The sequence below is a fragment of the [Clostridium] aminophilum DSM 10710 genome (assembly GCF_000711825.1).
Lineage (GTDB): Bacteria > Bacillota > Clostridia > Lachnospirales > Lachnospiraceae > Clostridium_R > Clostridium_R aminophilum.
Genome location: NZ_JONJ01000008.1, coordinates 102,814 through 116,515, shown reverse-complemented (window position 1 = coordinate 116,515; position 13,702 = coordinate 102,814). Strand labels below are relative to the sequence as shown.

At 55.1% G+C, this 13,702-nt stretch carries 9 protein-coding genes; all 9 read right to left on the bottom strand.

The genetic code is table 11. From position 1 onward, the window contains the following. Positions 1-140 precede the first annotated feature (140 nt). Positions 141-3,335, bottom strand: a complete 3,195-nt coding sequence (locus BR86_RS0107085; RefSeq protein ID WP_031472521.1) for an AAA family ATPase — start codon at positions 3,333-3,335, stop codon at positions 141-143. Next, the gene (locus BR86_RS0107080; protein WP_031472519.1) at positions 3,322-4,482 is read right to left on the bottom strand and encodes an exonuclease SbcCD subunit D; all 1,161 of its coding nucleotides are present in this window, start codon (positions 4,480-4,482) and stop codon (positions 3,322-3,324) included. Before BR86_RS0107080 ends, BR86_RS0107085 begins: the two co-directional genes overlap by 14 nt. A gap of 221 nt (positions 4,483-4,703) precedes the next feature. Continuing rightward, positions 4,704-5,975: a histidinol dehydrogenase gene (hisD, locus tag BR86_RS0107075; RefSeq protein ID WP_031472517.1), complete on the bottom strand. Its 1,272-nt coding sequence runs from the start codon at positions 5,973-5,975 to the stop codon at positions 4,704-4,706. 268 nt (positions 5,976-6,243) lie between these two features. Continuing rightward, a complete protein-coding gene (locus tag BR86_RS0107065; RefSeq protein WP_031472515.1) occupies positions 6,244-7,446 on the bottom strand; it encodes an iron-containing alcohol dehydrogenase in 1,203 nt (400 codons plus the stop codon). 167 nt (positions 7,447-7,613) lie between these two features. Beyond that, a complete protein-coding gene (locus BR86_RS0107060) occupies positions 7,614-9,602 on the bottom strand; it encodes a DUF2142 domain-containing protein (RefSeq protein ID WP_051684656.1) in 1,989 nt (662 codons plus the stop codon). Next, positions 9,599-10,318: a phosphocholine cytidylyltransferase family protein gene (locus BR86_RS0107055; protein ID WP_031472511.1), complete on the bottom strand. Its 720-nt coding sequence runs from the start codon at positions 10,316-10,318 to the stop codon at positions 9,599-9,601. The genes BR86_RS0107060 and BR86_RS0107055 overlap by 4 nt, the downstream gene beginning before the upstream one ends. Beyond that, entirely contained in the window at positions 10,315-11,406 is a 1,092-nt protein-coding gene (locus tag BR86_RS0107050; protein ID WP_031472509.1) for a pyridoxal-phosphate-dependent aminotransferase family protein, read from the bottom strand. The genes BR86_RS0107055 and BR86_RS0107050 overlap by 4 nt, the downstream gene beginning before the upstream one ends. Next, positions 11,403-12,698: a lipopolysaccharide biosynthesis protein gene (locus tag BR86_RS0107045; RefSeq protein ID WP_031472507.1), complete on the bottom strand. Its 1,296-nt coding sequence runs from the start codon at positions 12,696-12,698 to the stop codon at positions 11,403-11,405. Before BR86_RS0107045 ends, BR86_RS0107050 begins: the two co-directional genes overlap by 4 nt. Then, complete coding sequence (locus tag BR86_RS0107040) at positions 12,695-13,687, bottom strand: LicD family protein (RefSeq protein ID WP_075034449.1); 993 nt, start codon at positions 13,685-13,687, stop codon at positions 12,695-12,697. Before BR86_RS0107040 ends, BR86_RS0107045 begins: the two co-directional genes overlap by 4 nt. Positions 13,688-13,702 lie beyond the last annotated feature (15 nt).

Genomic DNA, 13,702 nt, shown 5'->3' with positions numbered 1-13,702 from the left:
CCCTTTTCTGTGTCTTCTGCTGCTTCTGTTAACAAAGTCCGCAAGCGGACATACTCTGTGATATTCTACCACAGATACAGAGGATAGTCACTTTGAACTGTCCTCCCGGATGCCGGAAGATAATGGAATGTTTTTTTCCGTCAGATTCCGCGTTCCGTTTTAATGTGACTTCCGTCCCTGTCTTTCGTGACATGGATCTGCTGCGGAATACTCTCCATCAGTTCTTCACGGTGGCTGATGACGCCGACCAGCTTATTCTTCCCGGAAAGATTGATCAGGATGTCCATCGCATTCTCAATCGAATTCCGGTCCAGCGTTCCGAATCCCTCGTCGATAAAGAGCGCGTCCATCTGAACACCGCCGCTGCTCATCGACACGGTATCGGAGAGGCCGAGTGCCAGACTCAGCGATGCTTTAAAGCTCTCGCCACCGGAGAGACTCCCCACCGGACGATCATGTCCCGTAAAGTTATCATGAACCCCCAGATCGAGGAAGGTATTGCTTTTCTTTCCGAGCTTATCCTGACGGAACAGTTCAAACTGCCCGTCACTCATCGGGCGGAGCCGGCGGTTTGCCGCCGCAATGATTCCGTCGAAGCCGGCGGCCTGAATAAACTGCTCCAGTGTGATCTTTCCGTTTCCGGTCGTTCCCCTGACCAGATTGTATAATCTCACACAGATGTCATTCTCTTTTTTCGCCTTCTCCAGTTCCGGCGCCTGTGCTTCCATTCTCTCCAGTTTTTCCTGATTGTTCTGCAGTCGGTTCGCAATCTCATTCACGGCACTGCGACTTGCCGCCGCGGCACTTTCCTGCCGGATGCACCTCTCGTTCAGCGCCTCCACATCGATGAGGACTTTTCCCCGGGCACGTTCTTCCGCATCCGCCAGCTGCTGCCGGTTGACGTGAACATCCTGCCGGTAGTCCTCGATCTCCTGATCCGCTGCGGAGATCTCGTCCTCTGTCCGGACAAATTCCAGCAGTTCATCCACCGACAAAAATCCGTTCTTCCGGATCGCCTCGTCCAGTTTCTCTCCTCTTTCTTTTTCCTCTCTCCGTTCCTTTTCCCGATTCTCTTCGATCGTTCGGAGAGACGCCTTCTCCGCGGCGAGATGCTCGTCCGCCGTCTTCGTCTCCTGACCGGCCGCCTCCAACCGGCTTCGGATCGCCGTCTCCTTCTCCTGCGCGGCCCGGAGCTTTGCCTCCGCCGCCTCCCAGGTCTCAAAGCTCAGATCCTCCAGCGTCCGGTACTCCGCCTGTCGGGCAACCAGTTCCCGCTCTGTCTCCTGCTTTGTCTCCGCGAAAAGCTTCTTATCCCTTTCGAGTGCCTCTGTTTCTTCGTTTTGGGCCTGGTCCAGATCGTTTTCCGCCTTTTTGAGCGCGGCACGGTCTCTTGTCAGCCGGGACTGTTCTTTCTGATTTTCCTGTATCTTTTCCGCCAGAAGAGTCTCCGCCTGCCCGATCTCTCTCCGGAGTTCCTCCGGTCCGCCGGTACGGTTTTCCATCCCGATGACCGGATTCTCCAGACACCGAAGCATATCGCTCCGGAGCTGCTCCTCATACTGTTCGAGTGCGGAATTGGACGCTTCTGCCGCGGCATTGGCGGCATTTTTCTTCTCCTGACAGCGTTCCTCCTCGCGCTTCCGCTTCCTGAATTCCTCCTCGGTAACGGCTTTCTCCGGCATTACAGCCGGATCCGGATGGTGTGTGGACCCGCAGACCGGACATTTTTTTCCTTCCTCCAGTGTCTGCGCCAGAATTCCCGCCCGGCATGAGTCCAGAATCTTCTCCGCCTCGATCCGCTTCTGATTTGCCGCTTCAAATTCCGCAAACGCTCTGGAAAATGCGTCCTGCTTCTCTTTCCGGACTTTCTGTTTTAACTCCCAGGCCGGAATTTTACAGTCCAGAATCTCCCGGATGTCCGTGCAAAGACTCCGGAGTTTTTCTTCCTCTCCCTCTGCCTTTGCAAGTTTTTCCGGAGTTTCTCTGAGTTTCTTCTGTCTGTCCTGAAGAGCGCTGATTTTCTCCTTCAGCGCATTATCCCGGTCACTCAGATCCTTCTCTGTACCGGCAAATCCGGCCGCTTTTTTCTTCAGTTCCGCGATTTCTCCGGCCAGCGCATCTCTTCTCTGATAATTTTTCTCCTCATCCCGAATCTTCTCTGCCTGTTTTTGGAGCCGGTCCGCATCCGGCCGCTCTCTCTCCGCCGCTTCCAACGCTCGCTTCGCGTCCTCCGCTCGTTCCGATGCCGCTTTTACCGCTTCGGTCTTCTCCTCCGCCTGTCGTTCCAGCCGCTGAACCGAAGCTTCCTTCTCCTTCCAGGACAGATAGAACTGGTTGCATTCCCGGGATGCCAGCTTTTGTCTTGTAAGAACCGTCTCTTTTCGATCGATTTCTTCTTTTCTTCCGGCCAGTTCCGCTTCTTTCTTCTTCAGTTCCTCACATCTGCGCAGATCCCTGTTATTGTCCTCCGCGGTCGCGAGCTCCACCCGGCTGGCATTGAGAAGCTGATCCGCTTCCTTCTGCTTTTCGTCCGCGTCCTGTTTTCTTTCCCGATCCGACTCGATCAGCTGTTTCAGAAGTCCCGTCATCTCGTCCAGATTCCACACGCTTCCGGATTTCTCAGCCCGTTCCTGAAGAAGCGCCAGTTCCTCCGCCCGACCGTCTTCCGGATCGGCTTTCACGTCGTGAAAATACTGGACAATGCTGTCCTCGATCTTCGTCTTCTTTCTTCCGCTTTCATCCTGCCGTTCTTTCAGCTTATACTCCATGCTGTTGTAACCGCTTGTCCGGAAAATCGTCCGGAGAATCCTCGTCCGGTCGTCAGTCTTTGCGTTCAGAAGAGACCAGAATTCCCCCTGTGCGATCATCGCGATCTGCTTAAACTGATCCTTGTCGATATGAAGGAGCCCGCGCACAATCCCCGGATCGCTTTTTAATCCATCGACATTCCGGCTCCCCTCCACGGTGCTTCCGTCCGGATAATAGAAGGTCACCTTCTCCGGTTCTTCCGTGATTTTCCCGTTTCGATTGATCCGCTCATAGGACGGCTCGCGGCGGATATGATATTCCTTTCCCTGGTGCGAAAAATAGAATTCCACATAACTCTTCACATCCTCTTTTGCGTACTCGCTTCGCAGGTTTTTGACACCACGGTAAGAACCGCTGGTATCCCCATACAGCGCATAGATGATCGCGTCAAAAATTGTGGTTTTTCCGGCTCCGGTGTCCCCGGAGATCAGAAACAGACCTTTCTCCTCAAAGTTCGTAAAATCGATCGGCGGCATTTCGCCCGCATAGGGCCCGAATGCGCTCATAATCAGCTTAATCGGCTTCATGCAATACACCTGCCTCTCTTGCGACTGTCCGCATCATATCCATTTCCGCGGCGCTGATCTCCCTGTCGTTGTACATCTGGCGGTAGAAATCCCGGATCAGATCTTCGAAAGACCGGTTTTCCGCGATCTGCGAGATGTCAACCTGTTCGATCTCCCTTGTATGCGAGTTGTCATAATCAATCTTTACCGTGTGGGGATAGATCTGCTGAAAGATTCCCATCGCATCGGTGACAAACTCTTCGTCCGTCAGTGTCACATAGAGGTAATCGTCCGGATCGGTCACATTTTCCTTCTTCAGAAGGTCGTTTCTCGTCCCTTTGATATGGCGCAGATCGCGAAGCGGCTTTAACGGAATGCATTCCACGGTCACACCGCTCCGGGAATCGACCGTGATAACCGGAACCGACTTTTCGTTGTTCACTTCACTCAGAGAGTATTTTAACGGCGAACCGGAATAACGCACCTCGGCCCTCCCCACCTGCTGCGGCGAGTGAATATGCCCGAGAGCGACATAGTCAAATGCGTCAAACAGGTCAAAACCGATCCGCTCCACAAGGCCTACGCTCTGCGTTCCCATGCCTTCCGAGCCGCCCAGTACCGGATCGTTCCCTTTCCCCGCGACAAACTGATGTGCGATGAGTACATTCTTTTTCGTCCGGTCAATGTCAGCGTCCGCGAGAATCGTCCTCACAGCGTCCTCGTAATTCTCGATCTTTGCCTCCGGATAATAATGCCTTACCTGCGATGCTTTTACAAACGGGAGAAGGTAAATGTTCACCTCCGTGTCACCGTCATTCAGAACATATTTCCGGAGATGGCCGTCAAACACCGAATAGATAAATACCCTGTTCTTCTCAAACAGTGTGCTTCCAAAGTTCAGCCGGTCGTCGGAGTCATGGTTACCGCTGATCATGTACGTTTTCACGCCCTGAGAGGACAGTTCACTCAGAAACCGGTCCAGAAGTCTTGTCGCGGCCTCGCTGGGAATCGATTTGTCATAGACATCCCCAGCGATCAGAACGGCGTCAATTTTCTCTTTCTCCACCAGTTTCCGGATCTGATCAAGGATATATTTCTGATCCTCTGTCAGGTCAAAATCCCCGAGGGACTTCCCGAGATGAAGGTCCCCCAAATGAAGCAGTTTCATTCTGTCATGTCCTCCCTGTCAGTTATAGTTCTTTGTGTTTTTCCGGTTTTCACGCCTTAACACCATTGTATTCCACTTTGCAGAAATTATCATTTTTAATTTTTTCGGTCACAACAAACAACGAGCCGGGGTCCATAATCGCATGAGACCCTGACTCGTTGACTGTCGCAAAACATATTATAAATTATCTGAAATCCATCCGCAGGACAAACCATTTCCGATCATCGCTTCATCCGGATATCGGCCGCATTTTTGTGCGCCATCAGCCCCTCCCCGTTCGCCATCCGGGAAACGAGGGGAGCAACCGCCATCATTGCCTCCCGGTTATACCGCTGGAAGGAGCAGACCTTCAGGAAAGTACCGACCCACACGCCGCCGGTATAGCGGGACGCGCGCATCGTCGGAAGAGAGTGATTCGTTCCGGACGCGTAATCGCCAAAGACTTCTCCGGTTTCCTGTCCGATGAAGAGAGATCCGAAATTCGTCAGCATCGCCTCCGCCGGTTCAAGATCCTCTTCTCTTACGCAGATCTCCAGGTGTTCCGGCGCAATCTCATCAGAGATCGTACACGCCTCCTCGAGCGACTCCGCCAGAATCACTTCTCCGTAGGTGTGCCAGGAGTCCGCCGCTATATCCGCCGTGGACAGTGCTTTCAGCTGCCGCTCCACGGCTGCCATCACATCCTCGCCGAGTTTTCGGCTCGTCGTCACAAGAATCCCCTTCGCAAGGCGGTCGTGCTCGGACTGCGCCAGCATATCTGCGGCAAGGATCTCCGGATCGGCGGATTCATCCGCAATCGCAAGCACTTCCGAGGGGCCTGCAACAAAGTCAATGCCGACCTGGCCGAAGCACTGGCGCTTCGCCTCCGCAACATACTGATTGCCCGGTCCGACAATCTTGTCCACCGCCTTCACCTGATCCGTTCCGTAGGCGAGAGCCGCGATCGCCTGAACGCCGCCGATCGCATAGATCTCATCCGCGCCGGCGATATCCATCGCCGCGAGCGTCCGGTAATCGATCTCCGTCGTTCCCTTAACGGTCGGTGAAACGGCTACCACCCGCCGGACACCGGCAACCTTCGCCGGGACAACCAGCATCAGCGCAGTGGAAAACAGCGGATAAGAACCGCCCGGAACATAACATCCACAGGAAGCAAGCGGAATGACGCGGTGACCGAGACGGGCTCCGGGAATGACGGAGACGCCGTCAAGCGGCTTCACGCAGTCCAACTGCGCTTTCGCGAATTCCCGGATATTTTTCGCTGCCGCCTCGAGATCCGAGATCTCTTCCGGCGTCATTTTCGCGCGAGCGGCATCAATCTCTTCCCGGGAAACCCGAAACAGTTCACGGGTGTTGCCGTCAAACTTCGTATTGCAGGCGCGGACCGCCTCATCTCCGTTCTTTCGGACTCCGGCGATGATCGCCGCTACGTCCGCGACTTTCTTCTCGGTCTCTTCCTCCGGTCGTACCGCCGGCTTCTTCAGATATTCCATGTCTGCTCCCTTTCGATTCCTGCTATTCCATTCATTATACACGTATCCCGATCGCTAAAAGACAGCCGCGGAACATTTCCGGCAGTCCGATCTGCGTCTGATCGCCGGTGAAAACCGCAGTATCCGGCCTCACCTTCCGCTTTTCTCTTTTGCTTTATCATGTTAACGTGCTAATCTGTTGTCGTATGTCTGATAGGATACATCATGGATACGCTTTTCGCAAGCGTTTTTTGTCACCGGAACCGGCCGTCGGTCGTGATCTGCGATCTCACTTTGCCATCCGGTAAATCGCCAGAATGTCATCATAGTCCAGCGTCTTAAAGCTTCCGATGCTTCTCGTGTGATCGTAGGAACACTCATCCGCAAGCTTTGTAAGCTCTTCATCGGTCGGCTCGTGTCCGAGAAGCTCGGTAATGGTCAGCGGCATGCCAAGGCTCCGGAAAAATTCATTGGTTCTCTGAATTCCCTCGTCCGCAGCTTTCTCATCATCTGTCTCCGCGATGCCGTACACCTTGCGGGCAAACTCCGCAAAACGCGGCAGATTCTGAGATTTCACGTATCTCGCCCAGGAAGCCCAGACTGCGGAGAGCGTCGCTCCGTGCGTGGAATCGTAGAGTGCGGAGATCGCCATGCCCAGCTGATGGCACGCCCAGTCTCCCTCGCGCGCGGTGTCTCCCTTCGCTCCGATACCGGTGAGACCGACATGCGATACGCTGCCGCACCACATGATCTCGCTCATCGCCTCGTAGTTCCTCGGATCCTTCACGCCGATCGGACCGTATTTGATAATGTCACGGAACAGTCCCTCCGCGATCTCATCGGTCAGGTGATTGCCAAGAATCTTCGCAAAATAGCGCTCGGACGTGTGCATGAAAATGTCCGCGGCGCCGGCGCCGATCTGCCATACCGGAAGCGTCATCGTCAAATCCGGGTTCATGATCGTGAAGCGGCAGCGGAACGAATCGCTGTTGATTCCCCTCTTGGTCGGCGGTGTCTTGTCGTCCTTTGTAAGAACGGTGGAATTGCTGGTCTCGGAACCTGCTGCCGAAATGGTCAGGATGCTTCCGAGCGGAGCTGCCTTATCCAGCGGAGCCTTTTTGCTCCAGAAATCCCATACATCATGTTCCGGAGCCGCGAGAACGAGCGCCACTGCCTTTGCGGTATCGATCACGCTTCCGCCGCCGACCGCCAGAACAAAGTCCGCTTTGAATTCCACGGCCGCCTTTGCGATTTCACGCGCTTTGGAGAGAAGCGGATTCGGCACAACGCCGCCGCAGGAGAGCACTTCCAGCCCTTCCCCTTTCAGGTTCTCTTCCACACGTCCGATCAGACCGCTCTTCACTGCGGATTTTCCGCCGTAGATGAGAACGACACGGTTTCCGCCGTACTTTTTCACCAGTCCCGCTGTCTGAAGTTCCGTATCCTGTCCGAACACAATCTCAGTCGGTGCATAATAAACAAATTTCTGCATTTCTCACGCCTCCTGTTTCTTTTCTCTGATCGGAAATGATCCAACCACTGTTCTTTCCGCAACACTATAATTATACAATATTATGCCGAACATATGCGCTGTACTCCATGCGTTCATCGTCCGGCAGATTCCGTTCGTCCCGGAATTCTTCCGTTCATCCCGGAATTCTACCGGCAGAAAGACAGATACACCTGCGCAAACCAGACCACAGTCAGGATTCCGCCGGAAAGAAGAAGCGTGATCCCATTCTGCATCCGCTCACTCATCCGGATCCGGATAAAGGACGGCACCATGATCAGCCACAGCGGGAACAGGAGCGGCAGATAATACCGGCCCTGCACTCCGTCAATATAAGTATTTCCCGGTGTCGTAAACGCGATGTACATCGACGTCCAGATCAGCACGGCAGTCCCGGCAATCAGAAGAAACATCCAGAGTCGGGATTTCCGGTTGAACAGACCGGCCGGCGTCATTTTGACAGCCTCCCGGTTCCCGGTCAGGATCATCCAGAGGCTTCCGGCATAGAAGATCCATGGAAATGCCGCCGGAAGCGGATGTCCGAGCTGTCCCAGCGATTCCTCGCCGAGGACATAGGCCGGAAGCGTGCGGATCATATTCTGCGCAAGGATCAGCGCATAGGAAAGCGGCTGTCCGAAGATGTAGGCCATCTGTCCCTTCTCGCTGGTCTCCACGCCTCTCGTATCGCCCACATCCCGCGGTGCAAATACCACCGGAAGGACAAAGGATGCCATAAGCAGAACCGTTGCCAGAACAAAACCTGCGCGCATGATTCTCCGCTCCCTTTCGCTCCGGAACCGCTCCTTCGGAATCAGAAGTCCCATGAGAAGAAGCGGGGCGTAAACGGCCTTGATCCGGCAGCCCCAGGCAAAGACCAGCAGCATTTCCGCATACCGGAGCCAGGTCATCTTCTGCTCCGGGTCCGCCCAGACGCGAAGAAGCATCGCAAAGAACAGGCAGAGAAAAGCGGTGACTGTCGGATCGTAGGAGTAGACACCGGCCAGAAAAAGCGGCTCGGGCATCAGTCCCAGAAATGCCAGAATCGGCTTTCCCACCGGCGTGATCCGGATGGCAAGTGCCATCACCAGAATATAGACATAGAGATTTCCGAGGCGCCCCAACCGGAACAGCGCCGAAAACGGCAGCTTCAGGATCTCTCCGATCTTCAGAAACAGCCCCTCGCCGGCATAGCCGGTGACCGTCGTCCAGTTGAGGTCCGTGCTCCAGTGGTGCTCTCCGCCGACGGTCCGGGCATTCGTGTCCAGATAGTCTTCGAGCATGTTCTGCTCATCGCGGCTTCCGGGCTGATTATACGGCCAGGTGTCCATCCCGGTGATAAACTCGTTCATCACCGCCTGCGTCACATCCACCGGCTGACGGTAATTGGCAAGCCAGAATGCCTGACGAAAATGTACCTCTTCGTCCCAGCCGATCTTGTTGGCCGGAAGCGAGACCGAGAGCAGTGTGCCCAGAAGAAGTGCCGTCACGAGAAATCCGGTCTCCATCCGTCCGAAGAACAGGTTCCGCGCAAAAACTGCGCCCGCAAGAAGGAGAAGCACACTCCAGCAGAACGCCAGCCGGTACGGATTGATGCCGGTGTTCACTTCCGTTCGGAAGCCGGTCATCTCCAGTGTCATATCACGGAAATTCATGTGGGAAAGCCCGGCCTCGTCGAGACCGTCCCGGGTCACGGTGATTTCCGCCCAGTCTGCATTTCCGTTTACCGGAATATGGGATTCCGGCAGAACCGACATATTCCGGTCGATCCGTTCCACCGCTTCCTTTTCCCGGGTCTCCCCATAGAGGTTCTTCGTCCCGATCCGCACGGACGCGTTCATCAGGCCATCATAGCGATAAGAGTAGACAAAGTCGGAAATATAGCTTCCGTCCAGCGGGATGCGAATCGTTCCGCTCTCCCCCGATAGACCGATGACTCCGTCCCTCCGGTCAAAGCCGCCGGAGAGTTCTGCCGCCGCTGGATCAATTGCGGCGCCGGTTCCATGAACTGCTGCCGCCCGGATCGCCGGGAGCCGGAAACCATACTCCGCCCCCAGTCCGAGCAGAAATACCAGAAGAAGAACTGCCGGTATTTTCACCCATATCGGAAAAATTTTGATTCTATGTACGATTGCGTTCATTCCATCTCTCTTCGCCCGACTCCCCGATGTTTCAGGATCCGGTCGTAATCTTCAATGTAATCGACTTCCGCCCAGAAGTTTCCCTTGACGTCTGTGACGTGAATGCTGTCTTCCTCCGTCATGCTGTAGACAACATTTTCCCACCAGACACCGTGTTCCTGACGGGCGATCATCTCTTCCATCCGGTCCACGAAATGCGGCATGAAGTCTTTGGCAAAAAGGCCGAGCCCGATATACTCTCCCGTGATGTCATCGCCCTCGAGTTCTTTCCCGTATTTCAGCAGCCTTCCCTGCGGATAATAGAATTTGTAATCCGCCGTTTCTTTCCGGCTTCCGTCCGCAAACATCACCGGGCGCTTCTTCTCTGCCAGAAGGAGATCCAGGAGTGTCTCGTCCAGGTAGACGTCGCCGTTCATGATCAGCATGTCATCGCCCTGAAGGAAGTCCTTCGCAAACCAGGCGGACGCAATACTGTTCGTCACATCATAAAACGGGTTGACGTAGAATTTTACGCCGGTTCCCTCCAGGACATCCCGGATCGCCTGCTGATTGTATCCCAGCGCCAGCGCGATCTCCGTCACGCCCTTGGACTTCAAAAGATCCACCGTATAGCGGATCAGCGGGATTCCGCCGATATCGACGGTACATTTCGGTTTTCCGGATAAATATCTTGAAATCCGGGTTCCGCGGCCTGCCGCGAGAATAAATGCTTTCACAGGATTCCCCTCCTCATCAGATCGCGGAATGCCCCGATCAGTCTGTCATTGTCTTCGGTCGTCAGATACCCGATATGGCCGACACGGAACATATAATCCGCGAGATCGCCGCCGCTCGGGCAGATCCAGATTCCGTACTCGTCCTTCAGCACCGAGAAAATCTCCGTCGCCTTTACCGGCGTTCCGTCGGCTCTTGTTCCGGTCGGATGAAGCGAAGTCACCGCATTGCTCGGACATTTCGTCAGAACCTCCAGCGGAAGATCTTTGATTTTCTCCCGGAAATCGGCAGCCAGATCCCGGACCCGGGCCCTCTCTTTTTCCACGCCTTCCTCAAAAATCTTTTCCAGACGGCGGTGAAGCTGGATCAAAATGGCGACGGCCGGAGTAAACGGCGTCTGGCCGCGCTCTCCGTTTTTCAGATAATCCTTCACGTCGAAGTAAAGGGATTCCGTCTCATGCTCCATCGCGCGGCGGATCGCCCGCGGTCCCATCATGAGAAGGGAAATGCCCGGCGGCAGCGCCAGTGCCTTCTGGGAGCCGGTGAGAACCAGATCCACGCCCCACTGCTCCATCTGCATCTCATCCGCGATAAAACTGCTGACGGCGTCCACCACCAGAATCAGCCCCTGTTCTCTGCAGAAACGTCCGATCATCTCCACGTCGTAGAGAACTCCGGTGCTCGTCTCGCCGGCATTGACCAGAAGACCCGTATATCCCTTTCCGGCAAAAGCGGCAAGGTCGTCTTCCGTCACGCCGCAGCCGAACTCCGGCCGGATCTCATCGTGCGGAATCTTGTGAATATCGCAGATCTTTGCAAAACGGGCGCCAAAACTTCCTCCGTTGATGACGATCAGCTTATCCTGCGGTCCAAACAGATTCATGACCGCGCATTCCATGGCGGCGGATCCGGAACCGGTCAAAAAGACCACGCGGCTGTCCGCCGGCGCATTGGCAAGTTTCAGGAGCCATTCTTCGTTTTCCTTCATCAGCGCGGAAAATTCCGGCGTGCGGAAATACGGCACATCCTCCCGCCCGATCTCACGGATTTCCGGATCGGACTGAACGGGGCCGACAGTGAAATTTATCATAACGGTTTCCTCCTTCGAAGATAAAAGATACCCGACAGGATCATAAAGAAGCCGGCGAGCAGTATCATCAGCAGAAGATACGACACCGCGCCGCCGAAGATTCCGGCCGCGCGGACTGCCGGATTCGAAACCAGAACCGCAAAAACCGCCGCCAGCACATAGCCGGCAAAGATGCACGACTTCCGGTTCATGATCACAAGCGTGTAATAAAAGAGATTGATATACGCGTTGCACGCGCCGCCGAGAATGATGACGATCAGGGCGCTGCGGCAGTCTGCCAGCATGTATCCGAGTTTCGGATACAGAAGCGACAGCACCGGAATGCCCAGGAACCACGCTCCGCCCACGGCAAGGACGGTAAGGCCGGCAATGATCATCGCCAGTTTCTGAACTGTCTTCCGGAAGTCCTCCGGGCGGTCCGCATTCCAGGCATCCGACATTTTCGTCACGAAAGGACGAATGACGAATCCCGCCACGAGGTTGATGACATTCGTCGGCATGAAGATTGCCGTAAACACCGCCTGATAGCGATCCGCCATGTTGGCGTCAATCGCGTATTTCGCCGCGGAAAACACGTAAAAGTCCAGAATCGCCGAGAGAAACAGGACCAGATTCTCCCGAAACAGCGAGAACACCTTTCCAGGCCGCACGTCCCACGTCACCTTGCCGATCCGGCCGATGACCGAGCCGTCAAGAAGGACCACGCCGGCCGCCTGGGCGAGAACCGCCGCCGCACAGGCCCCCGTCAGTCCCGCGGGCCCGGATTGCCGCAATGCGAGAAGCGTTCCGAGAAACACGCTCACCGACAGAATGGTTCGAAATGTATTGGACTTTCCGGTCAGATAGAGCCGCCCGTCCCGCTGAAACTCTGCTTCATACACATCCGCAAATCCGTCGATCACCTTATAGAGTACCATCAGCATGATCACGGCGCATTTGTGAACGGTGTAGGTCCCTGCGCCCGCCAGCACATAGAACAGACCGAAAAGAGCCGCGCCGCTGCAGGTAAGGATCCGGAGGCGAAGATATTCTCCGAAGCTGTACCGGTGCAGGATGTCCGTAATGTGAAACGGCCGCATTCCGAAGTACGCAGCCATAAACATATGCTGTCCGAAGGTGGAAAAAGCGAACGCAAAGATTCCGCCCTCGTCTTCACCGGAGATCGCCACAACCGCAATGGTGAGCGCCATGGACGCAAAGGCGTAGATAAAGCTTCCGAGCATATTCCAGGTCATGTTTCTGCGGTCAAGATCCTGATCGGAGCCGATGAGGAGGTTTGCCAGCGCGCTCATACGCTTCCTCCGCCGGTTGCATCAAATCCGCCGGTCCGTTGCTGCTCTCTGCCCGCTTCCGGCAGCCCTGTGCCGGACGTGCGCCCTTCTTCCGTATCCCCATGGTGTTCCGCTTTTGGGATCTCCGGTCCCGCCCCGACGGTCCCGTCGGAGAATATCAGCCGGTACGGCGTGTGCGTCTTCCGCTTGTCCTCCGGCGGCATCACCATGTAATCGCCATACTGAAACCGCAGCATCGCGTCGATATTCGCCGGAAAATCCAGTTCCCGTCCTTCAAACGGGATCTTCTTCAGTGGGTAAAGGTTCTCTTTGTCGATGGTGTTCCAGTACGGATTGGTATCCGCGAGAAATGCCATCTTCTTCGTCTTCTTCCCCTCATAGCAGCGGCATTCCGCCTCGCACCGCTTCCGGAGATATTCCGGCGACATATTCGCCGCCAGCATCAGACGGTACACCGCGCCGCAGACCGCATAGATCAGCTTTGCCTTCAGACCGCTCTGCGCCAGTGTCGGCCGCGGAATCCGGCGAAGAATCATAAGTTTACTGAAAAACCATGCGGTCCACGCCTGCTTTTTGCGGGCAAACTCCCCGTCCGGGACATTGTCGAGCGGATACAGATCCAGGAAGATGCCGAACGGACAATGGACGCCCTTCATGACTTCCTCCTCAAAGACGGTTCCGCGTTTGCAGAGTCTTGCCGTCATCAGCGGATATTCTTCGCTGGTCTTCGCGTTCAGCATATAGTAGCGGTCACCGTAGTCTTTCTTCACGATACGGCAAAGTTTCTCATAGTCTTTTCTCGGCATCGCCAGATCGATGTCATCATCCCACGGAATAAAACCGCCGTGGCGGATTGCTCCGATTCCGGTTCCCGCAATGCCGTAGTATTCCAGATGATGTTCCCGGCAGATCACAAGAAAATCGTCCAGAATGGATAAAATCTCTCCCTGTATCTTTTCCAGTGTCTCCGGTGTGTAAAATGTTCCCATATTCATCTCCCGGGC